The organism is Bacillus sp. AM1(2019), from assembly GCF_009906915.1.
In the GTDB taxonomy this organism is placed as follows: domain Bacteria; phylum Bacillota; class Bacilli; order Bacillales; family Bacillaceae; genus Bacillus; species Bacillus velezensis.
In genome coordinates this window covers 1,025,504-1,050,749 of record NZ_CP047644.1, presented here as the reverse complement: position 1 = coordinate 1,050,749, position 25,246 = coordinate 1,025,504, and the positions used below count along the sequence as shown (strand labels likewise).

Here is a 25,246-nt window from a genome sequence, read left to right as displayed (position 1 = left end):
CTCTTTTTTGAAAATAAACTCTTTTATGACAGGAGCCGCATGACTTGTCCGCTGTGAAAAGACCGGCTGACATGCTCATGGCAGGTGAAATAAAGTATCTGCCGCCCGCCTTCTGAAAGCTGATTCAGCACATCAAACAGCCGCTGCAGCCGCTGCCTGTCAAAATGGACAAAACTGTCATCAAGTAAAAACGGCAGTGATACCGCAGACTCCCTCTCTGACGCAAGGGCAAAACGAATCGCCGCATAAAGCTGCTCGCATGCCGCCTGTGACAGTTCGCCTGCAGAAAACACCGTTCCGTCTTTCCGCATGACCATAATAGAATCATCAGCCTCGGAAAAATACAATTTGTGATAGCGTCCGTCCGTAAGCGGTCCGTATAATGCACCGGCGGTTTCTAACAGACGGGGAAGCGTCACTTTTTTATGCCGCTCCATTTTTTCCCTGATAATGTGTCTGACCGTCTGTAATGCGGCCCACTCTTTAGCGGTTTTTTTCACGCGCTCCTTCTGCATTTCTGTCTGATGTTTTAAATCGGATACAAGCCCCGAGGACTCCAGCTGCTCTTGCTTCACCGTTAATAAAGCGGTTTGCTCACGGAGCTGGGCGCTTTTTTCCTCAAGCGTTTTTTTCTCTGTTTCCTTCTGAACGACTGTATGTTCAAGTTCGGACACTGTGCGGCTCATGTACGGCTCCAGCTGTTTTCCGCCTATGCCGGACAAGTGCGTTTTGATTTCGCGCAGCTGCCGCTCTTTTTCCCGGCGGCTTTCATTCAGCCTGGCGAGTTCACAAAAGTGTTCGCGTTTTTTTGCGCCTGCCGCCATGAAAAGCTGTTTGACCTGCTGTTCGTAGTAATGAACTTCTTCATTTAATTCACGCATTTGCTCTTGTGCATGCAGCAGATCCGTTTCGAGCGCCTGCTTTCGTTTTGCTTCCTCACGGGCCCGTTCCGCCTGCGCCAGCAAAACGTGCAGTCTTTCTTTTACGGACAGCTCCCTTCCGTCTGAAGGACTCAGCTTTTTGACCCGGTCCTCAAAAGCTCTTTGCAGCTTTTGCAGCCTGCCCGCTTCAATGGTCAGCTCATGCTTGTTAAGGATTTCTTTTTTGACATCTTTCATCACATGATATGCGTCAAGAAGATGGGAAGGACTTCCTGAAAACCCCAGTTCCTTCATAAAAAGTTCCGCCTGTTTTTCAGACGGCGCCATTTCCGCCTCCCATTCTTCATATTGGCGGATGACTCTTTCATATGCCGCTTCTTTCTGTTCAAGCACGGCTTGATCCGCAATCAGCTGCTGCCGGTGCCGGCCGTCACGCCAAAGCTCTTCCTGCAGAAGATCAGCCGCTTCTTTAGAGATCGCCGGCTTCTTTTTCTTGTGTCCGGGCCCTCCTCTTTCTGACGGCAGCGGCTTTTGCATGCCGGACAGCATATACAGCAGCAGAGCGCCGGTAAAAAGGGCGGCGGGCAGCCATTCCTTTAACATAGCAAAAATCGCAATGAACAGAATGCCCGCACCGAGAAAGAGCTTTTTTTGTCTGGCGCGCTGTTTTTCCAGCTGCTGAACATGTGCCTGCCATTCGTTTCCTTCTGTATCAGCCGTTTGCTTATATGATTGTAAAGCGGCTTCTTTTTCTTTCCTGACAGCGGGGTCCAAAATGTTTTCCGCCGTCACGGCATGTTTTCGTTCGGCTTCTTCCAGCTCCAGCCGCGCTTGTTCGAACATCGCATCAAGCTGTGCCTTTCTTTCTCTTGCCTGTCCGGCGCTCTGCACGGCTTCCTGCAGCCGCCATTCATATTCATAATCGGTGTTCAGTGAAAGAATGCCGTCTTCCTCATGTCTTCCGAGCTGCTGCAATCCTGACGAAACGCGGGCAGATGTCTGCCGGATCTGTGATTGGATGGCGGCAAGCTGTTCGCCGCGCGATTCGTACATATGCTGCTCGCCGGAAAGCTCCTGCAGCTGCCGCTCTTTTTGCAGCAAGTCCTCATTTGGAGCGAGCAGCTCAGCCTGCCGCCGGAGTTCATCCGCTTTTGCCCGAAGCCCCTCAAGACGGGCCGCTTTCGGATGGAGATGCGATTCGTATTTTTCAAGCTGATGCATTCCGTCCTTCGGGAATTGCTTCAATGCTTCCGGATAAGAAGAAAGTTCGCTTTCCAAGGCTGTTTTTTTGTCTGCGAGCGGCTTTGCTTCTATCGCTGATTTTACTGTTTTGATTTCTTCAGTTATGTCTTTCAATCGTGCTTCGGCATCCCGCAAACGGCCGCCGGCGCTTTTTTTCTCTTCCAGAAGGCTGTGATAGCCCGCTTCCGCAGCTTCCGCCTGTTTCAGCTGGGCGCTGAGCCGCTTTAATGTATCCAACTCCTGATTTAAGCGGGGGTTCCGCCCGTTCGGCTTATATATCCTGTCAAGTTCTTTTGCCAGCCGCCCGTCAAGCTTTGCCGCCGCTTCCGACCCGAATAAGCTCGAATACAGGAGAAACTCGCCGATTTTGTCCCGGTTAAAAGCTTGAATCTCCTGCAGTCCGAATACATCGAACGAATAGATCGCTTCGTACAGCGCCCGGTCTGTATCGGAGAGAAGCTGTTTGAGCCATTCTCCGTCCTTGATTTCGCCTGAAGCCGTATACACTCTGACTTTTTCGGCAGCGCCTTTTGTCCGTTCGATTTTGACAGCGCCGTGATCGACATGCTTCAATTCCACAGCGCCGCCGTAAACCCCGCCATTTTTCGGTTCGTATTTTTTTGATTTCGGAAAACCGAACAGCACGCTTTTGATAAAGGACATCAATGTCGTTTTCCCCGCTTCATTTAACCCGTAGATCACTTGCACGGGAGAATCTGACAGCTGAAAACTTCGGTCGGAAAATTTTCCGTATTGGTAAATATGCATCGCCGTTATTTTCATCGCTGAAGCTCCTTCATCTGGCGTCTTAAAACGGCTTGAGCCTGCCGCTTAATATCCAGTATCTCTTCATCTGTAAATGAAGCCATCTGACGCCGGTATACGGGATGACGCTCAAGGGCTTCAAATACACCGCTCATGTCCGCGCATTGTTCTATGTCCTGAAGCAGCCCTTTAAAAAACGGATCGGGCGGCACGCTGTCTGTTTCGTCCGTCCGATCCTCAAGCGCAAGCGGCCAGATGAAACATTCCTCTTCGGCCTCTTCCTCCTGTAAAGCGGAAAGAAGCTCCTCCACGATGCCTGCGGGCGCCTCCGTCCAAAAGCGGGGCGCTGCGCCGCGAAGCACCAGCCTGACACATGCCGGACGGCCCGCCGCGCGCAAGCCGGAGAATGTATCTGATGCGGCTCTCAGAAGTGAAGTCATATGTTCAGCTGCGGAGATATCCAGATCAATTTCCTCCCATAACACATCATGCGCTTCTTTGAATTCCCAAGACATCTCACCGTTTGCCGCCCGGACGAGAAAATATCCCTTAGGTCCGGTTTCTTTTAAATGCCGGGCTTGAATATTCCCGGGGTAAATGGCGGCGGGATGCTGGGCGGACAGAACCTGCCGTTTATGAATGTGTCCGAGCGCCCAGTAATCCATGCCGCTTTTTTCAAGGTCTTCTTTCGTAAACGGGCAGTACGGGTCATGCCCTTCCGCTCCTGATAACATGCCGTGGAGCATGCCGATATGATAAGGCGCGCCGGTCATTTTCCGGTAACGGGCCGCCTGATTGACCGTTACGCTTCTTTCCTGATAGCTGCACCCGTAAATGCTTGCCGCAAGCTCTCCGTTTTTAAAGAAAGATTTTTCCTCCGGTGTATCCGAGGTGAAGATATGTACATTTTCCGGCCATTCAATCGGCGTCCACTTACCGCCCAAATGATCATGGTTGCCGAATATGACGAACACTTGGATATCCGCTTCCTGTAATCTCGTAAACTGTTTTCTCAAAAACAGCTGGGCTTTTAAACTTCTGTTGGCTTCGTCAAACAGATCCCCCGAAAGCAGCACGAAATCTGCCTGCTCCCGGAGTGCCCCGTCCGTCAGTCGGCGGACGCTGTGAAATGTGCTTTCTTTAATACGCGCATATACCGGTTCAGGCAGATTCGAAATGCCGTAAAACGGGCTGTCCAGATGCAGGTCAGCGGCATGAATAAACGTCAGATCAGCCATCTCGCCCTCCCCTTTCTGCAAATTGAATTACCCTTATTTTAGCACCGTTTTTATACGAATGCACGTTCTGCAAAATAAAAAAACAGCCCGGCTGTTCCGGGCTGTTTCTCTTATTTTTTGGAGATGCGCAACGCTTGTTTAATCGCTTTGAATCCGCTGGCGTTTCCGTAAATCAATACGCCGCCTTTGTAAATTTTCGCGCCGACCGCCGCAAAGATCACGATAGTGACCAGTGTCAGGGCGATTCCGGCCGCAGCCTGCCAAAACGGGATATCGAGCATCCCGACGCGTAAAAACATAATCATCGGCGTGAAAAACGGAATGTAAGATGTAACGGTAATAAAACCGGCGTCAGGATTGCCGATGCCGAACATGGCGATCATAAAACCTGCGACGACTAAAAAAACCATCGGCTGAATCGTCTGCTGTACGTCCTCTATCCGGCTGACAACACTGCCGAGAAACGCGGCAAGCGTCGCGTAAAGAAAATAGCCGAGCAAATAGAAAATGACGGCATAGACTATCGTCGAGACTGGAACATCCGTAAAATTGAGAAATGCACTGATCGGCGACGACGCCTCATTATGAGGGTTCAGCTTCAGTGAGAGATAACCCGCCGCAATCAGCACCGCAAACTGTGTGATCCCCACGAGCGCGATACCGAACAGTTTGGCAAACATCTGCTGAATCGGCGGCATGCTTGAAATTAAAATTTCCATGACGCGGGACGATTTTTCCGTCGCCACTTCCATCGCAATCATGCTTGCGTACATGATAACTGAGAAGTAGATGACAAACAGCATGATGTATACAAGCCCCATTACCTGACCGAGCTCTTCCTCAGATTTCGCCCCTTTTTCCAGCGCGTCTTTGCTGACTTCCGGCGGAGTGTAGAGGCTGCTGACTTTTTCTGCCGAAATGCCGAGCTTGGCGGTTTCGACAGCGGTTTTTGTCTGGGTTAAAGCCTGCTTGAGCAGTTTATACGCTGATTCATCGGAAATGGTCAGCGCCTTGTATGCTCCTGTTATCGTTCCTTTTTGATCTTGTCTGATGATAAACAGTCCGTCCCATTCACCGTCTTTGACTCGCTTTACGGCATCTTTTTCAGACTCCTTCGTCTCCATTGCCTGCAGATCATTGTCTGTATCCGCCGCTTTAAGCTGTTTTGCAAACGCCGGATACAGCCCGCCCGTTTCATCAATCACCGCAATTTGCTGCTTGCCGTCATCCGATTGAAACACGGATATAATCGATTGCAGGTTGGTCACCGCTAATACCAATAAAACGGTAATGGCGGTCGAAATAATGAATGACTTTGCCGCGATTTTGTTTTTATATGTATGAAACAGCATAATCCAAAATTTATTCATAAACGGCCCCCACCTTTTCTATAAAAATATCATGCAGTGACGGCTCTTCCAATTCGAACTTCCGTATAAAACCTTTCCCTTGCAGCGCCCGGAAAATATCCTGAGAAACCGGTTCATTCGCGACCTGCAGTCTGATCCCGTCATTTGTTTCCTTCCATTTCACGACGCCTTCATGCGTTTTTAAAAAGCTGAGGTCATCATCTGAATGAACAGTGACATTTTTTTTGCCGAAAGACCGCTTAATGTCTTTCAGATTGCCTTGAACGACGGGTTTCCCCTTCTGGAGAATGCACAAATTCTCGCAAAGCTCTTCCACATGCTCCATTCGGTGGCTTGAAAAAACGATGGAAACGCCGCTGTTTTTCAAAGAAATAACCGCTTCTTTCAGCAGCTCGACATTCACCGGATCAAGACCGCTGAAAGGTTCATCGAGAATCAGCAGTTCAGGCTTATGCAGGACGGCCGAAATGAACTGGATTTTCTGCTGGTTTCCTTTCGACAGCTCTTCGACTTTCTTATTCTTGTAATCTGTAATGCCGAACCGCTCGAGCCATGTCATGAGCTCTTTTTCCGCCTCTTTTTTGCCCATTCCTTTTAATCTCGCCAGATAGACAAGCTGGTCACTCACCTTCACTTTCGGATACAGCCCCCGCTCTTCCGGGAGATAGCCTATTTTTTCACTGATGGAATAATTGACCGGCTGCCCTTTCCAGGTGATATGCCCGTCAGTCAGGCTTAAAAGACCTAAAATCATCCGAAAGGTCGTCGTTTTTCCCGCGCCGTTTGCGCCGAGCAGCCCGAACATTTCCCTTTCAGGTATTTGCAGGTTCAAATTGTCAACAGCGGTAAAGCTGCCGAATGTTTTCGTTACGTTTTTAATTGTAAGCACGAATCCAACTCCTTCCTTGACCCATTATATACTAATAATGGGTCAAAATTAATGGAGGATTTTAAATTCTTTATCAGAATATCATTCTATAAAGGGGGTGACATGATGGGACAATATGTATTGACCGCATTCCATGCGTCGGGAGAAACGCTGCTGAATGAACGGATCGAAGCGGATAATGAGGCGGAGGCGAAGGCCGCCGGAGAGGCTTTATTGAAGGAAAAAAAGCTTGAGAACAGTACTCATCGCTTGGTAAATGAAGCCGGAAAGCTGATTTTATTCCACAGATAACAGAAGCTTTCCGGCTTCTGTATTTTACCGGTTAAATTGCGGCGTCCGTTTTTCTAAAAAGGCGCGGATGCCCTCTTTATGATCATCCGTTTTTCTCATATTTTCCTGGGCCTTTCGTTCAAGAGACAAAACGTCTTTTAACCGGCTGATATGGAGGCTCTGATAAATAGCCTTCGTTTCAATCATCGCTGACAGCGGCGCATGCAGCAATCGGTCGATATACGGTTGTGCCCCCTCACTAGGGCCGCCGCTGAACAGCCCGTCGGCAAGCTTGAGCCGCACCGCTTTTTCAGCCGGCAATTTTTCACCGCTCCAAATCAGTTTTTTCGCTTCGATCTCACCGACGCGTCTCATTAATAAATAATGGCCTCCTCCATCGGGAACCAATCCGATGCCGATGAAATTCATCGCGAGGCGGGCGTTTTCTTCGGCGAGCACCACATCGGCGCACAGCGCGAAACTCAGCCCGAGCCCGGCCGCGGCTCCGTGGATGGCGGCAATCACAATTTTTTTCATATCATAGAGGGTCAGCGTAATGGATTCGATCATTTTCATGAGCCGTTCATATTCTCCTGAATCATGATCCGACGTCATCATCTGAATATCACCGCCCGCGGAAAATCCCCGGCCTTCCCCCCGTAAAAGCACGATAAGCGCCTCACTGTCGGCTGCCATCACGCATGCATTTTCCAATTCCCGGAGCATTTGTTCATTCAGCGCGTTGTAACTGTCAGGCCGGTTCAGCACAATCTCCGCGATCTTTCCCTTTTCTTCATAACGAATATACTGCATGTTTACATCCCCCTTGAATCCGCTTACATATTTTGTTCAAATGATATATTCCTTCCCCCGAAGCGAAACTCCTTTATTTTTCAAGGTCAACAGATACCGAAAAATGCATATCATTTGAAACTGAACATACATTTTTATATAGTGAAATTGATATACAAAACAAAAGGGGGGAAAAACGCCGATAATGAAATATGTGATACTCAGCTTGTTACTGAGCTTTTTTATGGTGCTGTTCCCCCCTTCGGATGTCGCTCTTCCTTCCCAATTGGTGACAGAAACAGACAGCCATGTACAAATTTCGGTTTACCCGCAGGAAACGGATTCGGCAAAGACGCCGGTTCAAACCAAAACCGCTCCGCAAGGCCTGTCAAAAGGATACGGTGCGTTATCCCGGATGATCTCCCTGTTATCTGTCAAACCTCTTGATCAATTCATTGATTCCACAATGGAAAGGACATGCGCCATTCCGATACAATACCAGTCAAATTACCTCCGGCATCAGACCATTTCTCATTGCCAATCTGTATTTACGGTGTAAAAACAGTATATTCCGGAGGGATTTTTATGAATATTAAAGAAAACGATCTGCCCGGCATCGGGAAAAAATTCGAAATCGAAACGAGAAATCATGAAAAAATGACAATCATCATTCATGATGACGGCAGGCGGGAAATTTACAGATTTGATGACCGCGACCCTGATGAGCTTCTGGCAAGCATTTCACTTGATGATGCGGAAGCTAGACAAATTGCCGCGATTATCGGCGGGATGGTGTATAAACCGCAGGCGCTTGAATCGATTGAAATGGCGTTCAACGATCTGATTATCGAATGGTTTAAAGTTGAAAAAGGGGCAAAAGCGGCAGGGCGGACGCTCGGCGAACTGGATGTGCGGCAGAACTATGACGTGACGGTCATCGCCATCATTAAGCATAACCAGAAAAAGCTTTTAAACCCGGGCGCTGATTCGCTCCTTGAAGCAAACGATACACTCGTCCTCTCAGGTGAAAGAAAGCATCTGAAAAAGCTGATCCAAGACTTCCTCTCCAGAGACGGAGTGTGATCTGTTTATGGACCATCTCGTATTTGAAGTCGGTACGGCGTTAGTTCTTGTGGCCATTGCGAGTGTCATCGCCAATAAAATTAAATTCTCGATCATCCCCTTCCTGATCATTTTAGGAATGCTCGTCGGGCCGCACGCGCCCCAAGCGGGCATCATTGACCTGACGTTTATCGAAAGCCGGGAAGTGATTGAATTTTTCGGACGGATGGGCGTCCTGTTCCTCCTCTTTTACCTCGGCCTTGAATTCTCGGTCGGAAAATTAGTCAAATCCGGACGTTCAATCGCCGCCGGCGGAACGATTTATATTCTGATTAATTTCAGTTTAGGGCTGATCTACGGCTTTATCACGGGCTTTTCCTTTTTGGAAGTGCTTGTATTGGCGGGTGTCATCACGATATCATCAAGCGCCATTGTCGCAAAGGTGCTTGTCGACTTAAAGCGCACGGCCAATCCGGAAACGGAGCTGATTCTCGGCATCATTATGTTTGAGGATATCTTTCTGGCGGTTTACTTGTCCGTCGTTTCCGGGCTTGTTCTGGGAGACGCGACGTCTGTCGGGGGCGCGCTGATGTCAATCGTGATCGCTTTCGGATATATGCTGCTGTTTTTCATTGCCGCTCGGAAATTGCCGCCTCTGCTGAACAAGCTGCTTGATATCCGTTCAAACGAGGTATTTGTCATCGTCATTTTCGCCGCGCTCTTTTTCATTGCCGGCTTTTCCGAAACGATTCATGTCGCTGAAGCGATCGGCGCGCTCTTGCTCGGACTCGTATTTTCGGAGACGGCCCATTCTGACAGGATTGAGCATCTTGTCGTGCCGTTCCGTGACTTTTTTGGCGCCATGTTTTTCTTCAGCTTCGGCCTCAGCATTGATCCGTTTTCACTCGGAGATGCGGTATGGCTCGCCCTCGGCGCCGTTCTGCTGACGATTGCCGGAAACTTTATCGCCGGCATGATCGCCGGGCGCCGGGCGGGGCTTTCTCATAAAGCATCGTCCAATATCGGGCTGACCATTGTGTCCCGCGGCGAATTCTCCATTATCGTCGCAAATCTCGGCATCGCCGGCGGCCTGTCCGCTTCACTTAAACCTTTCGCCGCCTTATATGTTTTGATACTGGCCATCTTCGGCCCTTTGCTCACGAAAGAATCGAAGCGGATATATCTCCTGTTGAACAGCGTGTTCAAATGGAAGACGCCTGAAAAGAAACCGCAGAAATCATAAAAAAAACTGACCTCTTCATAAGGGGTCAGTTTTTTTGAGCGGGAAGAAATTGCTGAAAAGCCGTTTTTTTATTAATGGAGAAATGCTCTTTCCCCAGAATGGTATTGATGATTTTTTGGTTTCTGTAAACAGACAGCTTCAAATTCGTAGCGCCTGTTCCGTGAGCATGATCAAGATTCGTTAATGTGAAAAAATGATGCCGCCTGTCGTCCTTAAAGATAAGACGGGAATCGGCCGTCACTTTAAACCGTTTCTCATCCTCCCATTCGATATCGGGGGCAATTGCCGTAAACCATTCCGGAATATGGGATTTAAAGCCGGTCGCCAATATCACTTTTTCTGAATCGGCCGTAAAGGTTTCATCCATCTGCCATTGATGAAAGCTCAGTACGCAGCGCCCGTTTTGCTTTTCAATTTTTTCAAGCTCCGCCATCGGCTGAATATACACGTCAGGCGAACCTCCGCTGATCGATCTGTGATACAGGGCATCGTAAATGGCGGCAAGTGTGTCAGAATCAATGCCGTGGCGCAGTCCGTCCAGCTCAGGGAGCGTGTTCAGCCGTTCTTTAAAAGGCAGGCGGTTAAAATATTCCACATAATCAGGTGTAAACATTTCCTGCCCGAGCTTGGCGGTTTCCAATTCTCGAAATCCGGCGGAGCGTGTCACCCATTGCAGCCGGCTGCGGCGGTATTGTTCATCGTGCAATAAGTCAGAAAAGATCTCCGCGGCGCTCTGTCCGGAGCCGACCACTGTAATTGATTCGGCGCCGGCGAGCTCGTCTTTCCGAAACAAATATTCCGTGCTGACCATCGTGTCCTGACGCGCTTCGCCAGCAATCTCTGCGGGAATAAGCGGTTCAGACCCCGTCCCCATGACGAAATGCTTCGTTTGATAGACACTGATGCTTCCGTCCTCAATGTTCTTGACGCTGACGTCATAATGTCCGCCGGCATTTTTCACGCCGATTACCTCTGAGCCGAAACGGCATGATTTGATTTCTGAAGCCGCCCAGCTCAAATAGTCGTTAAATTCCCGTCTCGGAATATCAAATTCATTAAACGTATAAAACCGGTACAGCCGGTCATGTTCATGGAGAAAGTTTAAAAACGTGTAGCGGCTTTTCGGATCGGCGAGCGTGACCAGGTCTGCCAGAAACGCCACCTGTAAATCTGTCCCTTTAATTAATAGACCGGGATGCCACGCAAATTCTTTCTTTTTATCGAAAAAAAGAGCGTCTGTTCCGGGTATATCCTCTAATAATGCGGCAAGCCCTAAATTAAACGGCCCGATTCCCGCTCCTATGACATCATACATAATTACACCTCTTACGAATAACAGTCTGATGGTCTTTTCCCGTTTTTGCAGACGGTTAAACATAAAAAAAACGGCACGCTGATTCCGTGCCGTTTTTGATATTATAATGCAGATTTAACGAACATCTCATCTAAGTATTTGATTTTCTCTTCTGTATAATGCTCGAATCGGTCATTATATGATTTCGGATCTTTCGGATTGGCGAAGTGCGTGATTTTTCCGGTTTCCGGATGAATGAATTTGCTTGCCGCGCCGCAGCCGATACCGATAATCGTCTGCACTTCTTCCATAATCATAATGTTGTAGATGCTTTCCTGACCAGGGAAGGAGTAGCCGACATTTTCAAGGTTTCCGAGAATGTTTTTCTGCCGGTACAAGTAGTACGGCGTATACCCGTGCTCTTTTGTCCAGCGGACGGCGTCATCCATCATGCGGGACACTTCCTGTCTGTCGGCAACTTTATACTTATGCTTGTTTCTCGTCATTTCTGACGCCCGTTTAAAAGAAAGCGTATGAACGGTCAAAGATTCAGGCATCAGCTTTTCCGTTTCTTCAAGACTGTGTCTGAACTCAGCCGTCCCTTCTCCCGGCAGGCCGATGATCAGGTCCATGTTGATGTTATTCATGCCGTGTTTGCGGGAAAGATGGTATTTTTCGATGGTTTCTTCAACTGTATGATGTCTGCCGATGGCCTTAAGCGTTTCGTTTTCATAAGATTGCGGGTTAATGCTGATTCTGTCAATCTTATACTTATTTAAAACGGCCAGCTTTTCCTCCGTAATCGTGTCGGGTCGGCCCGCTTCAACGGTAATCTCCCTGATATTCGCGACATCCGGGAAAGAGCGGACCATTTCTTCATATAAAAGATCCATTTCTTCAGCGGTAATGCTTGTCGGCGTGCCGCCGCCGAAATAAATGGTCGTCACTTTGATATCATGCCGCTTCAGCCATTCTCCGATTTTCTGCATTTCATAGTGAAGCCCCCATAAAAAGGAGCCGACTCTTCCCGCCTGTCCTTGAATGGCATATGCCGGAAACGTGCAGTAGGCGCATTTCGTCGGGCAGAACGGGATGCCGATATATATGCTGACTTCATCTTTGACCCGGTACAGATCGGGAACCGCAGCGAGCTGACGGTCGACAATCTCCTGCATCAGATTGATTTTTTCATCATGGATCAGATAATCTTTTTTCAGATCGGCGTGCGCCTCTTCTTTTGTCAGGCCGCTCTGCAGCTTTTTATGAAGAAGTTTAGTAGGTCTGATGCCGGTTAAGATTCCCCATTTTTGTGTCATGCCCGTATGCGATTGAAGAAGATTTAAGTAGACGTATGACAGCGTGTTTTTCACCTGTTTAAATACTTCTTTTTCGCTCCATCCGGTAAGAAGCGGTTTCGTATGATGTTCCTTTTCGCCGGTTCCTTTGATTTCTCCGGATACCGACACGCTGTCTGCATCTTGAGAAATGGCAAGTGAGATGACGAGATCAGAGGGTTCCTCCGTTTCGCCGTACGCAAGAACACACTCTTCAAAAAATAAATTCGCGATGTTTTGCAGCGGACGATGCAGCCTGTCATCCGTGATGCCGTCTATTTTTATTTGCAATGTGATCACCTTATTTTTCAGATTCAAAACTTTCTTTAGTGTACAGAAAGAACAGGCTAAAATCAATCCGCGAAAAAGCCGCAGACCGGCGTTTCGCGTCTGCGGCTCTTGATTACGGCCGTTTCATGTGGAACTTATCGAGAAAGCCTTTGCGGTGCTGCATGCGGAAATATTCCTTAATCATATAGGCGACTCCCTGTTCATCATTTGACCTTGTCACCCAGTCCGCTTTTCTTTTTAATTCATTTGAAGCATTCCCCATCGCGACGCCGAGACCGGCCAGCTCGATCATCGGCAGATCATCTTCCTGATGGCCGATAGCCACAACCTCTTCCATTGAAAGCCCGAGTTCAGCGGCGACCATAGAAAGTCCGCTTTCTTTTGAAACCCCTTTAGGCACGATGTTCAGTTTTTCTCCGTTGACGCGGATCACATCGACGGCCGGGAATGCTTTCATTATCGTATCCGTTATGTCAGCCTGCAGGCCATCTTCGGCATGCACTTCAATGACGGGCGCTGAAACCGGCTCATCAAGGAGCAGGTCACTTAATGATTCGACAAACTGCACCGGATAAAAAATCGGGTCAGACGGATGAATCATTGTTTTCCCGACCAGATTGGAGTTCACTTTCTTCTTGTTTCCGATCGAATATTTTTCGTGAAGAAGCCGGATATTGCATGGATAGCTTTCCAGCACCTGAACAATATTAAACGTGTGATCTTCTGATATTTTCTTTTCAAAAAACGGCTCATCTATTTTTTCAGAAATGTATGCGCCGCTGTGGGTAATCAATTTTGCATTCAGCTTTAATATTTTCGCCACTTTTTGAGCGGAGCGAAAATGGCGGTTTGTGACCAGTGTGACGTAAATTCCTTTTTTCTTGACGTATTCGATGGCATCCTTTGTCGTCTGATGAAGTTTGCCGTTGGAGCGAAGAAGCGCTCCGTCTATATTTAACGCCAGCATTTGTTTTGACACAGAGAAGTCCCCCTCCTTGATGACTGTACTTGTCATTAGGATATGACCCTGTCTCTTTGTTTAGAACAACCTTTTCTCCGCAGCAAAAAAGCCTGCCTCAAGCAGACTTTGAACTGTCGTTTTGTTGGGATACGATCGATTTGCTGCCTTCTCCCCAATGTGTATTTCTATTTACGAAATATATCAGGAACCCCTTATTTGACCGTTGATGCGCTCGTTTCACTTACTCTCTGTTGCTACCCCTTAACATACCAGGCAGTATAGGCGACCGTATCCTTAGATCATCTGTAAGTGTAGGCGCTTTCAGAGTTATTATCTCAATTATATTGTTAAAAAACAAGGGTTTTTTTAACTAAAAAAATCAGAGGGAATATCTGTGCTGAATGTATGATAAAGTTGAAAGGGAACATACATTCTCATATAATAAAAGAAAAAAAGCGGTGACTGTCATGTCTCTATTAAAAGATATTTATAACGAAGAATTTGCAGAAGCACTTCTGAACAGAATCAAATCGGCGCATCCGGCTTTTGAGCGGGACAAGTGCCGGGCGCTGATGTTTCAGGAAGATTGGCCCGGACTGACGTTAAAACAGCGGATGCGCCGGATCACAGACTCTTTATATGAAACACTGCCGAAGGATTACATACGGGCGCTTGACGTCTTATATGAGACAGCTCCCCGCTTCTCAGGGCTCGCCGGGATTATTTTTCCCGATTATGTCCAACAGTACGGAACGGATCACTGGGACGAATCAATGAAGGCGCTTCAGTATTTCACTCGTTTTTCCACTTCCGAATTTGCGGTCCGCCCGTATATCAGGCTTGACCGGGAGCGGATGTTCAAAGAGTTCCTTTCCTGGACGGAGCATCCGGACGAACATGTCAGAAGGCTTGCCAGCGAAGGCTCAAGACCGCGCCTCCCATGGGGAATCTCCATTCCGGCTCTTCTTGACGATCCTTCTCCGATTCTCCCTGTTCTGGACCGCTTGATGCAGGATGACTCGTTATATGTCAGAAAAAGCGTGGCGAATAACCTGAATGACATCTCCAAAACACATCCGGATAGATCGCAGCCGAGCGGTTCGGAAGCTGTCCGCACACGGACTGGATTTTGAAGCACGCCTGCAGGACACTGTTAAAAAGAGGAGACAAACAGGCGCTTGCGGTTTTCGGGTTTGAAGACGCCTCCCGGATTTCATTGGAACGTTTTACACTGAATTCGGAAACGGCCGCCATCGGAACAAGCATACATTTTTCTTTTCAGATCCGCTCATCCGCCCGGCAAAAAGTCAGGGTTGAATACGCGATTGATTTTGTAAAGAAAAGGGGGCACCGCAGCCGCAAGGTGTTTAAGATGTCGGAGTCCGCCATGGATAACGGGGACGTAAAAACCTTCAGCAAACATCATTCCCTTAAAGATTTAACCACCCGCAAGCATTATCGGGGAATTCACACTCTGTCTGTCATCATTAACGGTACGGTAAAAGGTTCGCTTGATTTTTCTGTTGAATAAAAAAACCCCTCCATTTCATAGATGGAGGGGTGTGGAGCTTATTCCGGGCTGCCGTAAAGCTCTTCAAGAGGTTTCATAATGATTTTGTTTAACTCGCCGATCAGCATGCTCATGCGCTGTTCCGCTTCCATCAGCTGAGAAATCAATTCATGCTGCTGTACGAGAGCAACCGTTTTTTGTGCCTGCTCTACCTCTTCCTGAGTGATTTCTTCACCTGACATCTGTTTCTGCTGAAGCTGCAGCTGTACATTGCGGAAGTTATCAAACATGCGTTTTGCGGATTCATCTGCGTTTACTTGATCATAAAGCCCTCTCAGACGGCTGTATTCATCACTGTTTCGCAAAGCTTTTTCAAGATCATATGCTGCATCATAAAAATGAACTGCCATAGTAACCGCTCCTTTCTTCCTTTCGGACATACCACTCCACTATAACAGACTGCGGAGCGACTTTCATCATCGGCGTATGTTTTCCTTAGAAAAGAATGACAAACAAAGCCTGAATTGCTCCGATTATCCCGCCGAGCAAACCGCCTAAATACGTTATCATCTTAAATTCTCTCTTGGAAATCGACAGCACCATTTCCTCCAGCCGTTCAACGGGAAACTGATCAACCTGCTCTTTGACCACTTCCTCAAGACGCAGCCGTTTCAGCACATCCTCCAAATGAGCGGCAATACCGCCGAGTGCCGCATCAAGCAGCTTCGGCGCGTACGTCCCCGTAATCTCCCCTTCATAACGGGAGATGATGTCACCGAGCCGGCATTCGAAAAAGGGCGCGGTTTGAAGTGCGGCCAAAGCCCGCTTTTTCATGCTGAACAGCAGATCTTTCGCATTCCACTTTTCATCGGCCTCATAAAGTGTATAAGATTTGAGCTTGCCCCATTCTTGAGAAAGCAGATCAGCCAGAAGCTTTTTCGTTTCCTCATTGCGCAAAAACTTTAACAGCTCAGGCAGCACACGGTCTGCCAAGCTTGAATTGCCGAGGAACATCTGCACCATGCCGCCGAGCATCCCCCGGGAATTCAAAAAGTCGTCAATCATATTTCCGAGCCTGTCTTTCCCTTCTTCGCTCTCAAAATAATCAATGCTCCGCTTCAGAATATAATCTGCGGCCATCGGGACTTTTGCATCCAGCTTTTCCTGCAGCTCATCAGGAAGCCAGTCTTTTATGGCGCGGTGCTCATATTTCCGGTACAGTTCCGAAAGCTTTTCATCGGTAAAACGGTCAATCCAGGCATCCGTCTTTTCCTGCGGATTCCGGATGCCCGCGGCGGCCAAAGCTTCGTGCACCGTCATCTCGGAAGCGGCCATTTTTTGTGTGAATTGTTCGGCGAAAAGAAGCGCCTGGTTTTTAACGGTATCTGATAAAAGCCGTTTTTTTATTCCTTCCGGGGTTAAAAGGTGGTTCGTCACCATGAGCCCCATTTGTTTTGCCAATTCATCCCGCCTTTTCGGGATCAGCCCCGGCGTAAACGGAACCCGTTTTCCGAACAGGTAATACGGCCGGTACGGACGAAATAACATCTGAATGGCAAGATGATTCGTCACCGCGCCGATCGCGGCTCCGATCACAATCATAAATAGAAACGTTCCTGCTATGCCCATTCCTTTTCTTCTGCCTCCATCTAATGTTCTATTTTCTTGATGATATATCTATTCGTATTATAGAGGCTGGCGTGCATGCGGGCAAATGAAGAACCTGAATTGTTGTTTGTGAGGAATAAGGCAAGATGCTGTTTCGTACTCTTTACAGTAGATCATCTTTTATGATGCGCCTTAGCATATTTATTGGATGGAAGGGCCGTTCCATCAGCGGCTTTTTGAATAAAGGGGGAGTAATAATATGACAACACTCGGTTTTATGTCTGTATCCCGCCGGCACGAAGAAGATTACGCCGGGGAATTGGCTGAAAGAGCGCCTCAATATAATGTGCGCTTAGCCCGCTTTACACCGTTTGATATATTTCCGGATTCTTTGCGCGTAAAAGCGCTCGTCTATCACCCGCAAAGCGGAAAGTGGAACGAAACGGAAATCGATATTCCCGAATATATTTACGACCGCTGTTTTTACGGAAAATCCGCTGAAGCGCAAAAAGCCAAACCGATCGTCGAATGGCTGAAAAAATATCGGAAAACGGAATTTATCGGCCGGGGGCTTCCTGATAAATGGACGGTCACGGATGCGCTCCAAAAACATCATCTGATCAGTCCCTATATTCCTGAAACGGCCGAAGTCAGCCGCTATGAACAGGTGCAATCATACTTAGCCAAGGAAAAAGCATGTATACTTAAGCCCGCTTTCGGCGCGGGAGGCAGAGGCATCATCCTGCTTGAAACAGGCAAAAAATCAATTACGGCCACTTACTATATCGGAAAAAACAAACAAACAAAATCATTTTCCAATCACGTGTCTTTTAAGTCTTGGTGCAAAAAAGTGCTGCAGCACCGCTATTTGCTTCAATCCTACTTAAATATCCAGGATAAAGAGCGGCATCCGTGCGACATCCGCATTTTCATGCGCAAAACTGAGTCAGGCGTTTGGGAAACGGTCGGAAAAGCGGTCAGAAGGGGTTATCAGAACGGTCTTTTATCTCATTTCCCCGGAGGATCTGAACCGATTAAGTTTGACACATGGTTTGAGGAAATTCCGAGAAAGCAGCAGGCCGTTTTATTGGATGATGTCTTTTCGATCACCCAATCCGTCCCTTATTTCCTTGACGAACGGTTCGGGCCGCTGTTTGAGCTGGGGCTCGATATTTGTTATGCCAAAGACGGACGCATCTGGCTTTTGGATGTCAATTCAAAGCCGGGGCGGAAAGCTATTTTAAGCGTGGCTCCGGAGGCGAAAGAGGATTTGTATACGAGTCCGCTGAGACGCTTCCGCGAACTTCAGTCACAGGAAAGCCGGAAAGGAGTATTACCGCGTGAATCATAAAGGGATGATTGTCGGCATCGATAAAAAAAGCAAAAATACGCTGTTTCTCCCCTCCTCCATGAAACGGGAAGGGCTTTTATCCGCTGCCTTCGGGACCAAGGTTGTCAAATGCCGTGTAGCCTTTTCTCAATCACTTGAAAAAAGCGCGCTCCTTTCTGAAGATTTGTTTGAGGAGCTGTTGATACCGCATAAAAGCCGGGCTGACTTTCTCATACACGGCCAGACGGTGCACATCGGTCCGCTGATCGGCGTTTTCACAGCCGGGTTCACATCATCGCCGACCCGCCCGTTAAGAGACCGCACAGACTTCTTTTCCAAGATGCTCTCTCTTCATGAACAGGCGAACGGATATTGTTTTGTTTTCGGTGCTCATCAGATCAACTGGGAAGAAGGCACCGTCCAAGCGCTGATTTATAAAGAAAACAGCTGGAAACGGACGGCCGTCCCGCTTCCGAATGTCGTATATGACAGACTCCCGAGCCGAAAAACGGAAGAAGTTCCGCTTTTACAACAGACAAAACAAAGGCTGATGAATGTCTATCAGATTCCGTGGTTTAATCCGCAATTCTTTAATAAATGGGACATTCATAAGCTTCTGGAAAAAAACAGTCTCACCGCTTCACTTCTGCCAAAATCTATCCTGCACCCGAATGCGGAAGCGTTAGAAACGTTATGCAGCACGTTTGACACCGTCTATATCAAACCTGCAGACGGCGCACTCGGAACGGGGATTTACAAGGTGGAAAAAACAGATGCCGGCTTATCTGTCAAACACACGAATGAGGAAAAAACGGTGGTGACGGCAGAGTATTCAGATGCGGCATCCTTCATGACATCATTTAAAGAAAACAATGACCCGTCCGCATTTTTAATTCAGCAAGGCATTGACCTGATCCGGCTGGATGGGCGCCCCGTCGATTTCAGGGTGCACACGAATAAAAACGCCGAGGGGAAGTGGACAGTGACGGCCATTGCGGCAAAAATTTCCGGTGAAAACAGCATCACGACGCATCTGGCAACTGGCGGAGAAGTCAGGACGTTAGCTGAATTATACGGCGATCCGCGCGAGAGAGTCGGCATGATGCGGAAACTTTCAAAAGCCGCCTTGGCGGTCAGCCGCGTGTTAAATGAGCACATTGAAGGTTTTATCGGCGAAATCGGTTTTGACCTCGGCGTCGATCATTCAGGGAAAGTTTGGATGTTTGAAGCCAATTCCCGCCCCGGGCGCAGCATTTTTTCCCATCCGAAGCTGAGATCGGTCGATTACCTGACAAAACGGAGAAATTTTGAATACGCGTCGTATTTATCAGAACGGTCCATCACCGCCCCGGAAAAACTTTGGCGGTGAGGCTGTCTTTTTTTTGGTTTACCCGGGACAGGCAATGAACGATGAGCTACAATGAACAAGATCAACATTTCCCATAAGGAGCGTGAACGTCATGATTTCGCACTTCAGCTGGAAACCGTTATTCAAAAAAGAGAAACTGCCCGGATGGCGGATTTCATTTTACTGGCAGGGTACGCATTACGAAGGGATTTACCATAAGTCCGGAGACATTGAATGGGGACACACACATCCGGGAAAAGAAGAGCCGGCTCTCGTAAAAGAGCTGCATGAATTAATGCTTTATCACATATATGACTGAAAGCTAAAAGCTCAGCCGCACCAGGCTGGGCTTTTCTTTTTCCTTCCGCTATTTACCACACCGTTTTCCGAATGAGATGCCGTTTGCTTTACCATAATACGTAGTACAAAGCGGCAAACAGCATTGGGTGAAGCCGAGCTGGCAATGGTTTTCATTCCGAAAATCATCGGCTGGTGCAATTCCAGCAAACCCAACCATACTACTTTATAAAGGAGATCATACAAATGGCAAACAACAACTCTTCAAACCAACTCGTAGTACCCGGCGCTGCTCAAGCAATCGACCAAATGAAATACGAAATTGCTTCTGAGTTCGGCGTAAACCTTGGCGGAGAAACAACTTCTCGTGCAAACGGTTCTGTCGGAGGAGAAATCACGAAACGTTTAGTATCTTTCGCACAGCAGAGCATGGGCGGCCAAGGCGTACAATAACTCAATAAATGGCTTACAGAAGGCGCGGGATACCGCGTCTTCTTTTATGCCGTCACCCTTTTTTCCTATTCCACATACCCTAGGAAAAAAGGAGGGAAAACATGTCATTCATTGCCTCAGTCAATTGGGAGCTGTTTCAGTTCGTAAGTGTCTCTTTGGTCAATGAATATGTTGCCCACCATTTCCCGTTTATTCACAGGTATTCTTTTCCCCGCTGCTTTGAATGATATAATGAGCGGCGAGGAGGTTTTTTACATGAACATCGCTTTACTCGGAGCAACGGGAAGAGTCGGACAGGCTTTTATAAAAGAAGCGCAGAAACATGGACACATGGAGATATTCGCTCTTGTCAGATCAGCCGGAACAGTCCTTCCCATTCCTGAAAAACATATCATAACAGGGAATGCGAGGCGGCGGGAAGATGTAAGCCGATTGATTTCCAAAGCGGACACAGTCGTGAGCTGTCTCGGCACGGACGGTGACGATACCCTTTCAGCCGCTATGACCCATATCATAGACGGCATGAAACGGCATCATGTTCAGCGTCTGATTACGATCGGCACCGCGGGTATCCTTCAATCACGGCTTATGCCTGATCAATACCGTTTTGAATCGGCAGAATCAAAACGAAAATCAACAAGAGCCGCAAAAGAACACGCCCGCGTATACGAGATGCTGCTGGCAGAGGATCTTGACTGGACGATCATCTGTCCCACCTACCTTCCTGACGGAGATGCTGCCGGAGTTTACCGGTTCGAACAGGATCGCCTTCCTGAAGACGGCGCTGAAATCACCGTCGGAGACACGGCGCATTTTCTGTACCGTGAGCTGATCAGCCCGCAGTTTGTCAGAAAACGGGTGGGACTGGCTTACTGAATGAAAAAAAGGGCGAATCTTTAGATTCACCCTTTCCGATTACACCGCGGACTTCGCCGTTCCTTTCTGCAATTCATACATTTGATGGTACTGCCCCTTTTGCGCCATTAATTCGTCATGGCTTCCCTTTTCAATGATGCGGCCCTTTTCCAGCACGAGAATCTGGTCCGCGTGTCTGATCGTGGAAAGCCGATGGGCGATAATAAATGTCGTGCGCCCTTCTTGAACGACTTGCAGCGCTTTTTGAATGACTGCTTCTGTTTCGGTGTCAATGTGCGCCGTCGCCTCATCCAAAATTAAAATGGCCGGATCAAACACAAGCGCTCTTGCAAAAGAAATCAGCTGACGCTGGCCTGAGGACAGTGTGCCGCCTTTTTCAGTGACGGGCTCTCTGATGCCCTTCGGCAGGGATTGCAGAAGACTTGCGGCGCCGACTTGGCGAAGCGCTTCTTCCGCCTGCTCCAAAGAAATACGCTGATCATCGAGTGTCACATTGGAGCCGATCGTGCCCGAGAAAAGATACGGGTCTTGCAGCACAATGCCCATATGCGACCTCAGCTCCTGCCTCGACATGCCGTATATGCTTTTATCGTCCAGCAGAATATCCCCTTTTTGAGCATCATAAAAACGGAACAGAAGATTCAGGATGGAGCTTTTGCCGGACCCCGTATGGCCGACGAGGGCGACCGTCTCCCCTTTTTCAGCTGTAAAGCTGATGTGTTTCAGCACCTCTTCCCCCTTTCGATATCCAAAAGAAACATCACGGAATTCCACTGTCCCTTTCGCCTTTCTGTCTGCGGGAGCGCCTTCTTCTTCCGTTTCCTCCTCCTGTAAAAGCTCGAATACCCTGGCGGCAGAGACACGGGCCAATTCAAGCTTCGAAAATTGGTTGACAATCCCCGTAACCGGCTGGAACAAACGGTTTAAATAATCAACAAATGCATATAAAACGCCGATCGAAACAATTCCGGCCGCACTCAGACTCGCGCCTCCGAAATACCATATCAGCCCGACAAACGCCAGATTGCGCAACACATTGACAAGACTGTGGGACATGAGGGAATTTAAGGACAGCATTTTGTTTTTGTAGCGGAAATGAGCTTCATTCAATTCTTCAAATTCCTTCATCGTTTCCTTCTCTCGGCGGAACGCCTGAATAATCGGCATCCCTTGAATGGACTCGTTCATTTTCGCATTGATGTCACTGTTAATGGAACGGATTTTTTGGTTGAAGACGGATGCGTATTTGCGATACACAACCGACCAGATCATTAAAATCGGGATAATCAGCAGGCAAACGGCGGCCAGCCTGACGTCAAGCATAAACAGCGCCGTAAAAATGCCGAGCATATAAACGCCGCTTGTGATAAATGTCGACAGCACCGTTACATATAAATCCCTCACCGCTTCTGTGTCATTCGTAATGCGGGCCACGACTTTTCCGGCAGGCAGATTATCAAAGTAGCGGATCGGCATTTTCTGAATGTGTGAAAATACATCCTGCCTCATGCGCTGTATGATCCGATTCGCTCCCATCTGCAGCAGATAATGCTGGCCGTAATGAAAACATACGGAAAACATGAGCAGTCCCGCGTAAATGGCGGTCAGCGTCAGCAATCCTTTTATTTCGGGACGGTAAAATTGAAAAATCTCCTGTCTTGATAACGTAATGGCGGGATATGACCTGCTTTCTTTACCGTTTGATATTGTCAGCCGGCCGTCAGACACAGAACGGTTTCCGTCAAAACTGACGGGACGGTCAACAAAATAGTAGCCCGCACCGACTTGATAAATGTGCGCCTCTCCGGTTTTGTCCGCCCCCGGTTTGAGCCGGTCCTCCCTGACATAATCATGCCCCCGGAACCTGACGGCGCCCGGATCGTCCGCAGAGGCTTTAACCCATGTTTTTTCAATGCCGAGAATGTGGTCGTCAATCATTTTTTTTCCGATAAACGGGCCGGTCAGCTCAGTGCCGACCGCAATAATGAGCAGGACGACCGCCCATATCAGCAGCTTCTTATATTGAAGCGCGTAATTCCATAATCTTCTCCCAGTCTTCATGCGCCCGTCCCCCCTTCTTCAAGAGAGGACAGCTGCTGCCTCTCATATTGTTTTCGATACCAGCCGTTCTGCGCCAATAGCTCCCGGTGCGTGCCTCTTTCAGATACCCGGCCTTCATCCATGACGAGAATGAGATCTGCGTGTTCAACTGCCGAGAGCCGGTGGGTGGTGATAATCGTTGTTTTATGCCGCCGTTTTTTACGGATGCTGTCAATGATAGCGGCTTCCGTTTTCGCGTCTACGGCAGAAAGCGAATCATCTAATATGAGAATGTCCGGATCGGTCAAAAGCGCTCTCGCAATTGAGATGCGCTGCTTTTGTCCGCCCGAGAGCGCTACGCCCTTCTCGCCGACAAGCGTCTCAAGCCCGTCGGAAAGCATACCGATATCGTTTTCAAAATGCGCATCTTTCAGCGCGCTGCCGATTTCCTCTTCGTTTGCATACTGCCGTCCGTAAAGCAGATTCTCTTTTACAGTCTTTGAAAATAAAATATGATCCTGCGGCACATAGCCGATCCACCCGCGGAGCTCCTCAAGCGGAATCTCCTGAATCGGAACGCCTGTAAACGTGATTGCTCCAGCCCCGGGCGGATATTCACGCAACAGCTGCTTAATGATCGTCGTCTTTCCGCTTCCCGTCTTCCCGACGATGCCGAGTGTCTGCCCTTTTTCTACGGAAAAAGATACATCAGAAACCGCCGGTCCCGCTCCGCTCGGATACGTGAAAGTCACATGTTCAAAAACAAGACGCCCTGGCTCCTTGATGCCGGCGGGGTGCTTGGGTCCTGTCACGTCAGGCTCATAGGAAAGCGTCTCATTGACACGATCCAAGGAGGCATTTCCGCGCTGCATGATATTGATTAATTCTCCGATCGCAAACATCGGCCAGATCATCATTCCGAGGTACACGTTAAACGATACCAGCTCTCCCAGCGTCAGCCGGTTTTGAAAAACGAGATAAGCGCCGTAGCCGAGACCGATAAGATAGCTGAGGCCGACGAGAAGCTTCACAGTCGGTTCAAAAAGTGAATCGATAAACGCCACCTTCATATTTTTCTCATATACATCCGCCGTCATATCACCGAACCGGCTGACATCATTTTTTTCCTGCACGAATGCCCGGATGACCCGGACGCCGGATACCGACTCCAGCACCTTGTCATTTAATGATCCGAAAGCATCCTGCGCTTCCGTAAACCGCTCATGGATCTTTTTTCCATACAGGCTGACCGCAGCCGCCATTATCGGCAGCGGAATAATCGCGGCAAATGTCAGCTTCCAGCTGATGAGAAGCCCCATTGTCAAAAATATCGTCAGCATATACATCGTCGAATCAACGAGCGTTAAGACCCCGAAGCCCGTCGTCATACTGACGGCCTGCAAGTCATTTGTCCCCCGCGCCATTAAATCGCCCGTTCTGTATTTCTCGTAAAACGGCGGTGACATTTGAAGAAGCCTTCCCATCAGCTTTGAACGGAGAATCTTCTCCATGACATTCGCCCCGCCGAAAAGCTGATACATCCAAAAATAAGACAGTAAATAGACGGCTGCCGTTAATGCGAGAAAAACACATATGTAAAACAGCATCCCGCTTTTTGTAAACACACCCGCCTTCATATCGTCTATCGCGTTACCAAGAAGTTTAGGCGGAAACATTTCAATGACATTCACAATCAATAACAGAACAATCGCTGTCGTATAGCGCAGCCAATAGGCTCTAAAAAACCACGCGAGCTTTTTTAATACAGTAAACAAATACCGTCATCCCCTTTCATCAATCAGCCGCCCTCAAGCTTTTCCGGATTGTTTTTCATTGTTTTCGCTAATACCGCCACATGCATCACACCTGTCTTTCTTTCATTTTTTTGTATAAAAAAAGACATGAAGCCTCAGCTCCATGCCTCTTATTATTATAAATAAGGTACAGACCCGCCGTTTATGCGCGACTGCCCCGTTTTTAAGCAAATGTTCAGAAAACGGAAGCTGTATGGGAGTCACGCCGGTATTCAGCTGAAGATGAGTTGACAAGCTTTAGTTTTGACATGATCCATACCTCCTTTTTCCCTATATTGTTCCTTCATCATATAAACAAATCCTTTTTTTGTCAATGCAGGTTTTGCATTTCTGCCATT

General features: G+C 48.2%; 22 protein-coding genes and 1 pseudogene. 11 read left to right on the top strand and 12 right to left on the bottom strand.

The window, feature by feature from the left end:
* Positions 1-23 precede the first annotated feature (23 nt).
* The 4 genes from GNE05_RS05410 to GNE05_RS05395 all read right to left on the bottom strand — a co-directional run bounded on the left by GNE05_RS05410 (position 24) and on the right by GNE05_RS05395 (position 6,385).
* A complete protein-coding gene (locus GNE05_RS05410) occupies positions 24-2,906 on the bottom strand; it encodes an ATP-binding protein (protein WP_160182536.1) in 2,883 nt (960 codons plus the stop codon).
* Entirely contained in the window at positions 2,903-4,126 is a 1,224-nt protein-coding gene (locus tag GNE05_RS05405; protein WP_160182535.1) for a metallophosphoesterase family protein, read from the bottom strand. Before GNE05_RS05405 ends, GNE05_RS05410 begins: the two co-directional genes overlap by 4 nt.
* A 110-nt stretch (positions 4,127-4,236) precedes the next feature.
* Positions 4,237-5,496, bottom strand: a complete 1,260-nt coding sequence (locus GNE05_RS05400; protein ID WP_014417324.1) for an ABC transporter permease — start codon at positions 5,494-5,496, stop codon at positions 4,237-4,239.
* Complete coding sequence (locus GNE05_RS05395; RefSeq protein WP_159353968.1) at positions 5,489-6,385, bottom strand: ABC transporter ATP-binding protein; 897 nt, start codon at positions 6,383-6,385, stop codon at positions 5,489-5,491. Before GNE05_RS05395 ends, GNE05_RS05400 begins: the two co-directional genes overlap by 8 nt.
* A gap of 105 nt (positions 6,386-6,490) precedes the next feature.
* Here GNE05_RS05395 and GNE05_RS05390 point away from each other — a divergent pair, with 105 nt between their 5' ends.
* Positions 6,491-6,676 carry a YhzD family protein gene (locus GNE05_RS05390; RefSeq protein ID WP_015239502.1) on the top strand — a complete coding sequence of 62 codons (186 nt, stop codon included), beginning with the start codon at positions 6,491-6,493 and terminating at the stop codon, positions 6,674-6,676.
* Positions 6,677-6,700: 24 nt separating this feature from the next.
* On the opposite strand, the gene GNE05_RS05385 is transcribed toward GNE05_RS05390, so the two are convergent.
* A complete protein-coding gene (locus tag GNE05_RS05385) occupies positions 6,701-7,468 on the bottom strand; it encodes an enoyl-CoA hydratase (protein ID WP_017417370.1) in 768 nt (255 codons plus the stop codon).
* A gap of 184 nt (positions 7,469-7,652) precedes the next feature.
* On the opposite strand from GNE05_RS05385, the gene GNE05_RS05380 reads away from it, so the two are divergent.
* Genes GNE05_RS05380 through GNE05_RS05370 form a run of 3 tightly spaced genes read left to right on the top strand, consistent with a single transcriptional unit; the run spans position 7,653 to position 9,752 of the window.
* Positions 7,653-8,006 (top strand): hypothetical protein, encoded by a 354-nt coding sequence (locus GNE05_RS05380; protein WP_014417322.1) that lies wholly within the window; start codon positions 7,653-7,655, stop codon positions 8,004-8,006.
* Between the two features lie 26 nt (positions 8,007-8,032).
* On the top strand, positions 8,033-8,530 hold the full coding sequence (locus tag GNE05_RS05375; protein WP_012117200.1) for a cation:proton antiporter regulatory subunit: 498 nt from the start codon (positions 8,033-8,035) through the stop codon (positions 8,528-8,530).
* 7 nt (positions 8,531-8,537) lie between these two features.
* Complete coding sequence (locus GNE05_RS05370; protein WP_003155266.1) at positions 8,538-9,752, top strand: cation:proton antiporter; 1,215 nt, start codon at positions 8,538-8,540, stop codon at positions 9,750-9,752.
* A gap of 25 nt (positions 9,753-9,777) precedes the next feature.
* On the opposite strand, the gene GNE05_RS05365 is transcribed toward GNE05_RS05370, so the two are convergent.
* From GNE05_RS05365 to GNE05_RS05355, 3 genes are all read right to left on the bottom strand, one after another.
* Positions 9,778-11,067, bottom strand: coding sequence for a lysine N(6)-hydroxylase/L-ornithine N(5)-oxygenase family protein (locus GNE05_RS05365; protein ID WP_160182534.1), 1,290 nt, complete (start codon positions 11,065-11,067; stop codon positions 9,778-9,780).
* 101 nt (positions 11,068-11,168) lie between these two features.
* Positions 11,169-12,671 carry a coproporphyrinogen III oxidase gene (locus GNE05_RS05360; protein WP_160182533.1) on the bottom strand — a complete coding sequence of 501 codons (1,503 nt, stop codon included), beginning with the start codon at positions 12,669-12,671 and terminating at the stop codon, positions 11,169-11,171.
* A gap of 112 nt (positions 12,672-12,783) precedes the next feature.
* Positions 12,784-13,650 (bottom strand): Cof-type HAD-IIB family hydrolase, encoded by an 867-nt coding sequence (locus GNE05_RS05355; RefSeq protein WP_012117197.1) that lies wholly within the window; start codon positions 13,648-13,650, stop codon positions 12,784-12,786.
* 383 nt (positions 13,651-14,033) lie between these two features.
* On the opposite strand from GNE05_RS05355, the pseudogene GNE05_RS05350 reads away from it, so the two are divergent.
* Positions 14,034-15,163 (top strand): annotated as a pseudogene (locus GNE05_RS05350) (DNA alkylation repair protein).
* Positions 15,164-15,201: 38 nt separating this feature from the next.
* On the opposite strand, the gene GNE05_RS05345 reads toward GNE05_RS05350, so the two are convergent.
* Together GNE05_RS05345 and GNE05_RS05340 are read right to left on the bottom strand one after the other, a co-directional pair.
* Complete coding sequence (locus tag GNE05_RS05345; RefSeq protein WP_014720937.1) at positions 15,202-15,552, bottom strand: YlbF/YmcA family competence regulator; 351 nt, start codon at positions 15,550-15,552, stop codon at positions 15,202-15,204.
* A gap of 85 nt (positions 15,553-15,637) precedes the next feature.
* Positions 15,638-16,771 carry a DUF445 domain-containing protein gene (locus tag GNE05_RS05340; protein WP_022553604.1) on the bottom strand — a complete coding sequence of 378 codons (1,134 nt, stop codon included), beginning with the start codon at positions 16,769-16,771 and terminating at the stop codon, positions 15,638-15,640.
* A gap of 238 nt (positions 16,772-17,009) precedes the next feature.
* Here GNE05_RS05340 and GNE05_RS05335 point away from each other — a divergent pair, with 238 nt between their 5' ends.
* The 6 genes from GNE05_RS05335 to GNE05_RS05315 all read left to right on the top strand — a co-directional run bounded on the left by GNE05_RS05335 (position 17,010) and on the right by GNE05_RS05315 (position 21,054).
* Positions 17,010-18,101, top strand: a complete 1,092-nt coding sequence (locus GNE05_RS05335) for a YheC/YheD family endospore coat-associated protein (protein ID WP_014417317.1) — start codon at positions 17,010-17,012, stop codon at positions 18,099-18,101.
* Complete coding sequence (locus GNE05_RS05330) at positions 18,091-19,449, top strand: YheC/YheD family endospore coat-associated protein (protein ID WP_014417316.1); 1,359 nt, start codon at positions 18,091-18,093, stop codon at positions 19,447-19,449. The genes GNE05_RS05335 and GNE05_RS05330 overlap by 11 nt, the downstream gene beginning before the upstream one ends.
* 82 nt (positions 19,450-19,531) lie before the next feature.
* Complete coding sequence (locus GNE05_RS05325) at positions 19,532-19,747, top strand: YheE family protein (protein ID WP_012117190.1); 216 nt, start codon at positions 19,532-19,534, stop codon at positions 19,745-19,747.
* Positions 19,748-19,971: 224 nt separating this feature from the next.
* Complete coding sequence (locus GNE05_RS05320; protein WP_014417315.1) at positions 19,972-20,178, top strand: alpha/beta-type small acid-soluble spore protein; 207 nt, start codon at positions 19,972-19,974, stop codon at positions 20,176-20,178.
* A gap of 101 nt (positions 20,179-20,279) precedes the next feature.
* The gene (locus GNE05_RS21205) at positions 20,280-20,405 is read left to right on the top strand and encodes a hypothetical protein (RefSeq protein WP_007610363.1); all 126 of its coding nucleotides are present in this window, start codon (positions 20,280-20,282) and stop codon (positions 20,403-20,405) included.
* 28 nt (positions 20,406-20,433) lie between these two features.
* Positions 20,434-21,054, top strand: coding sequence for an NAD(P)-dependent oxidoreductase (locus GNE05_RS05315; RefSeq protein ID WP_014417314.1), 621 nt, complete (start codon positions 20,434-20,436; stop codon positions 21,052-21,054).
* A 39-nt stretch (positions 21,055-21,093) separates the two neighbouring features.
* On the opposite strand, the gene GNE05_RS05310 is transcribed toward GNE05_RS05315, so the two are convergent.
* Together GNE05_RS05310 and GNE05_RS05305 are read right to left on the bottom strand one after the other, a co-directional pair.
* A complete protein-coding gene (locus GNE05_RS05310) occupies positions 21,094-23,115 on the bottom strand; it encodes a multidrug resistance ABC transporter ATP-binding protein/permease BmrD (protein ID WP_115940950.1) in 2,022 nt (673 codons plus the stop codon).
* Complete coding sequence (locus GNE05_RS05305; protein ID WP_160182532.1) at positions 23,112-24,869, bottom strand: multidrug ABC transporter ATP-binding protein BmrC; 1,758 nt, start codon at positions 24,867-24,869, stop codon at positions 23,112-23,114. The genes GNE05_RS05310 and GNE05_RS05305 overlap by 4 nt, the downstream gene beginning before the upstream one ends.
* Positions 24,870-25,246 lie beyond the last annotated feature (377 nt).

What these genes read in the sequence shown, in the direction of transcription:
- GNE05_RS05340 (WP_022553604.1), bottom strand. Translation starts at nt 16,771, where the DNA reads ATGGGCATAGCAGGAACGTTTCTATTTATGATTGTGATCGGAGCCGCG.
- GNE05_RS05310 (WP_115940950.1), bottom strand. Translation starts at nt 23,115, where the DNA reads ATGAAGACTGGGAGAAGATTATGGAATTACGCGCTTCAATATAAGAAG.
- GNE05_RS05335 (WP_014417317.1), top strand. Translation starts at nt 17,010, where the DNA reads ATGACAACACTCGGTTTTATGTCTGTATCCCGCCGGCACGAAGAAGAT.
- GNE05_RS05380 (WP_014417322.1), top strand. Translation starts at nt 7,653, where the DNA reads ATGAAATATGTGATACTCAGCTTGTTACTGAGCTTTTTTATGGTGCTG.
- GNE05_RS05385 (WP_017417370.1), bottom strand. Translation starts at nt 7,468, where the DNA reads ATGCAGTATATTCGTTATGAAGAAAAGGGAAAGATCGCGGAGATTGTG.
- GNE05_RS05365 (WP_160182534.1), bottom strand. Translation starts at nt 11,067, where the DNA reads ATGTATGATGTCATAGGAGCGGGAATCGGGCCGTTTAATTTAGGGCTT.
- GNE05_RS05320 (WP_014417315.1), top strand. Translation starts at nt 19,972, where the DNA reads ATGGCAAACAACAACTCTTCAAACCAACTCGTAGTACCCGGCGCTGCT.
- GNE05_RS05410 (WP_160182536.1), bottom strand. Translation starts at nt 2,906, where the DNA reads ATGAAAATAACGGCGATGCATATTTACCAATACGGAAAATTTTCCGAC.
- GNE05_RS05370 (WP_003155266.1), top strand. Translation starts at nt 8,538, where the DNA reads ATGGACCATCTCGTATTTGAAGTCGGTACGGCGTTAGTTCTTGTGGCC.
- GNE05_RS05390 (WP_015239502.1), top strand. Translation starts at nt 6,491, where the DNA reads ATGGGACAATATGTATTGACCGCATTCCATGCGTCGGGAGAAACGCTG.
- GNE05_RS05400 (WP_014417324.1), bottom strand. Translation starts at nt 5,496, where the DNA reads ATGAATAAATTTTGGATTATGCTGTTTCATACATATAAAAACAAAATC.
- GNE05_RS05405 (WP_160182535.1), bottom strand. Translation starts at nt 4,126, where the DNA reads ATGGCTGATCTGACGTTTATTCATGCCGCTGACCTGCATCTGGACAGC.
- GNE05_RS05315 (WP_014417314.1), top strand. Translation starts at nt 20,434, where the DNA reads ATGAACATCGCTTTACTCGGAGCAACGGGAAGAGTCGGACAGGCTTTT.
- GNE05_RS05375 (WP_012117200.1), top strand. Translation starts at nt 8,033, where the DNA reads ATGAATATTAAAGAAAACGATCTGCCCGGCATCGGGAAAAAATTCGAA.
- GNE05_RS05345 (WP_014720937.1), bottom strand. Translation starts at nt 15,552, where the DNA reads ATGGCAGTTCATTTTTATGATGCAGCATATGATCTTGAAAAAGCTTTG.
- GNE05_RS21205 (WP_007610363.1), top strand. Translation starts at nt 20,280, where the DNA reads ATGTCATTCATTGCCTCAGTCAATTGGGAGCTGTTTCAGTTCGTAAGT.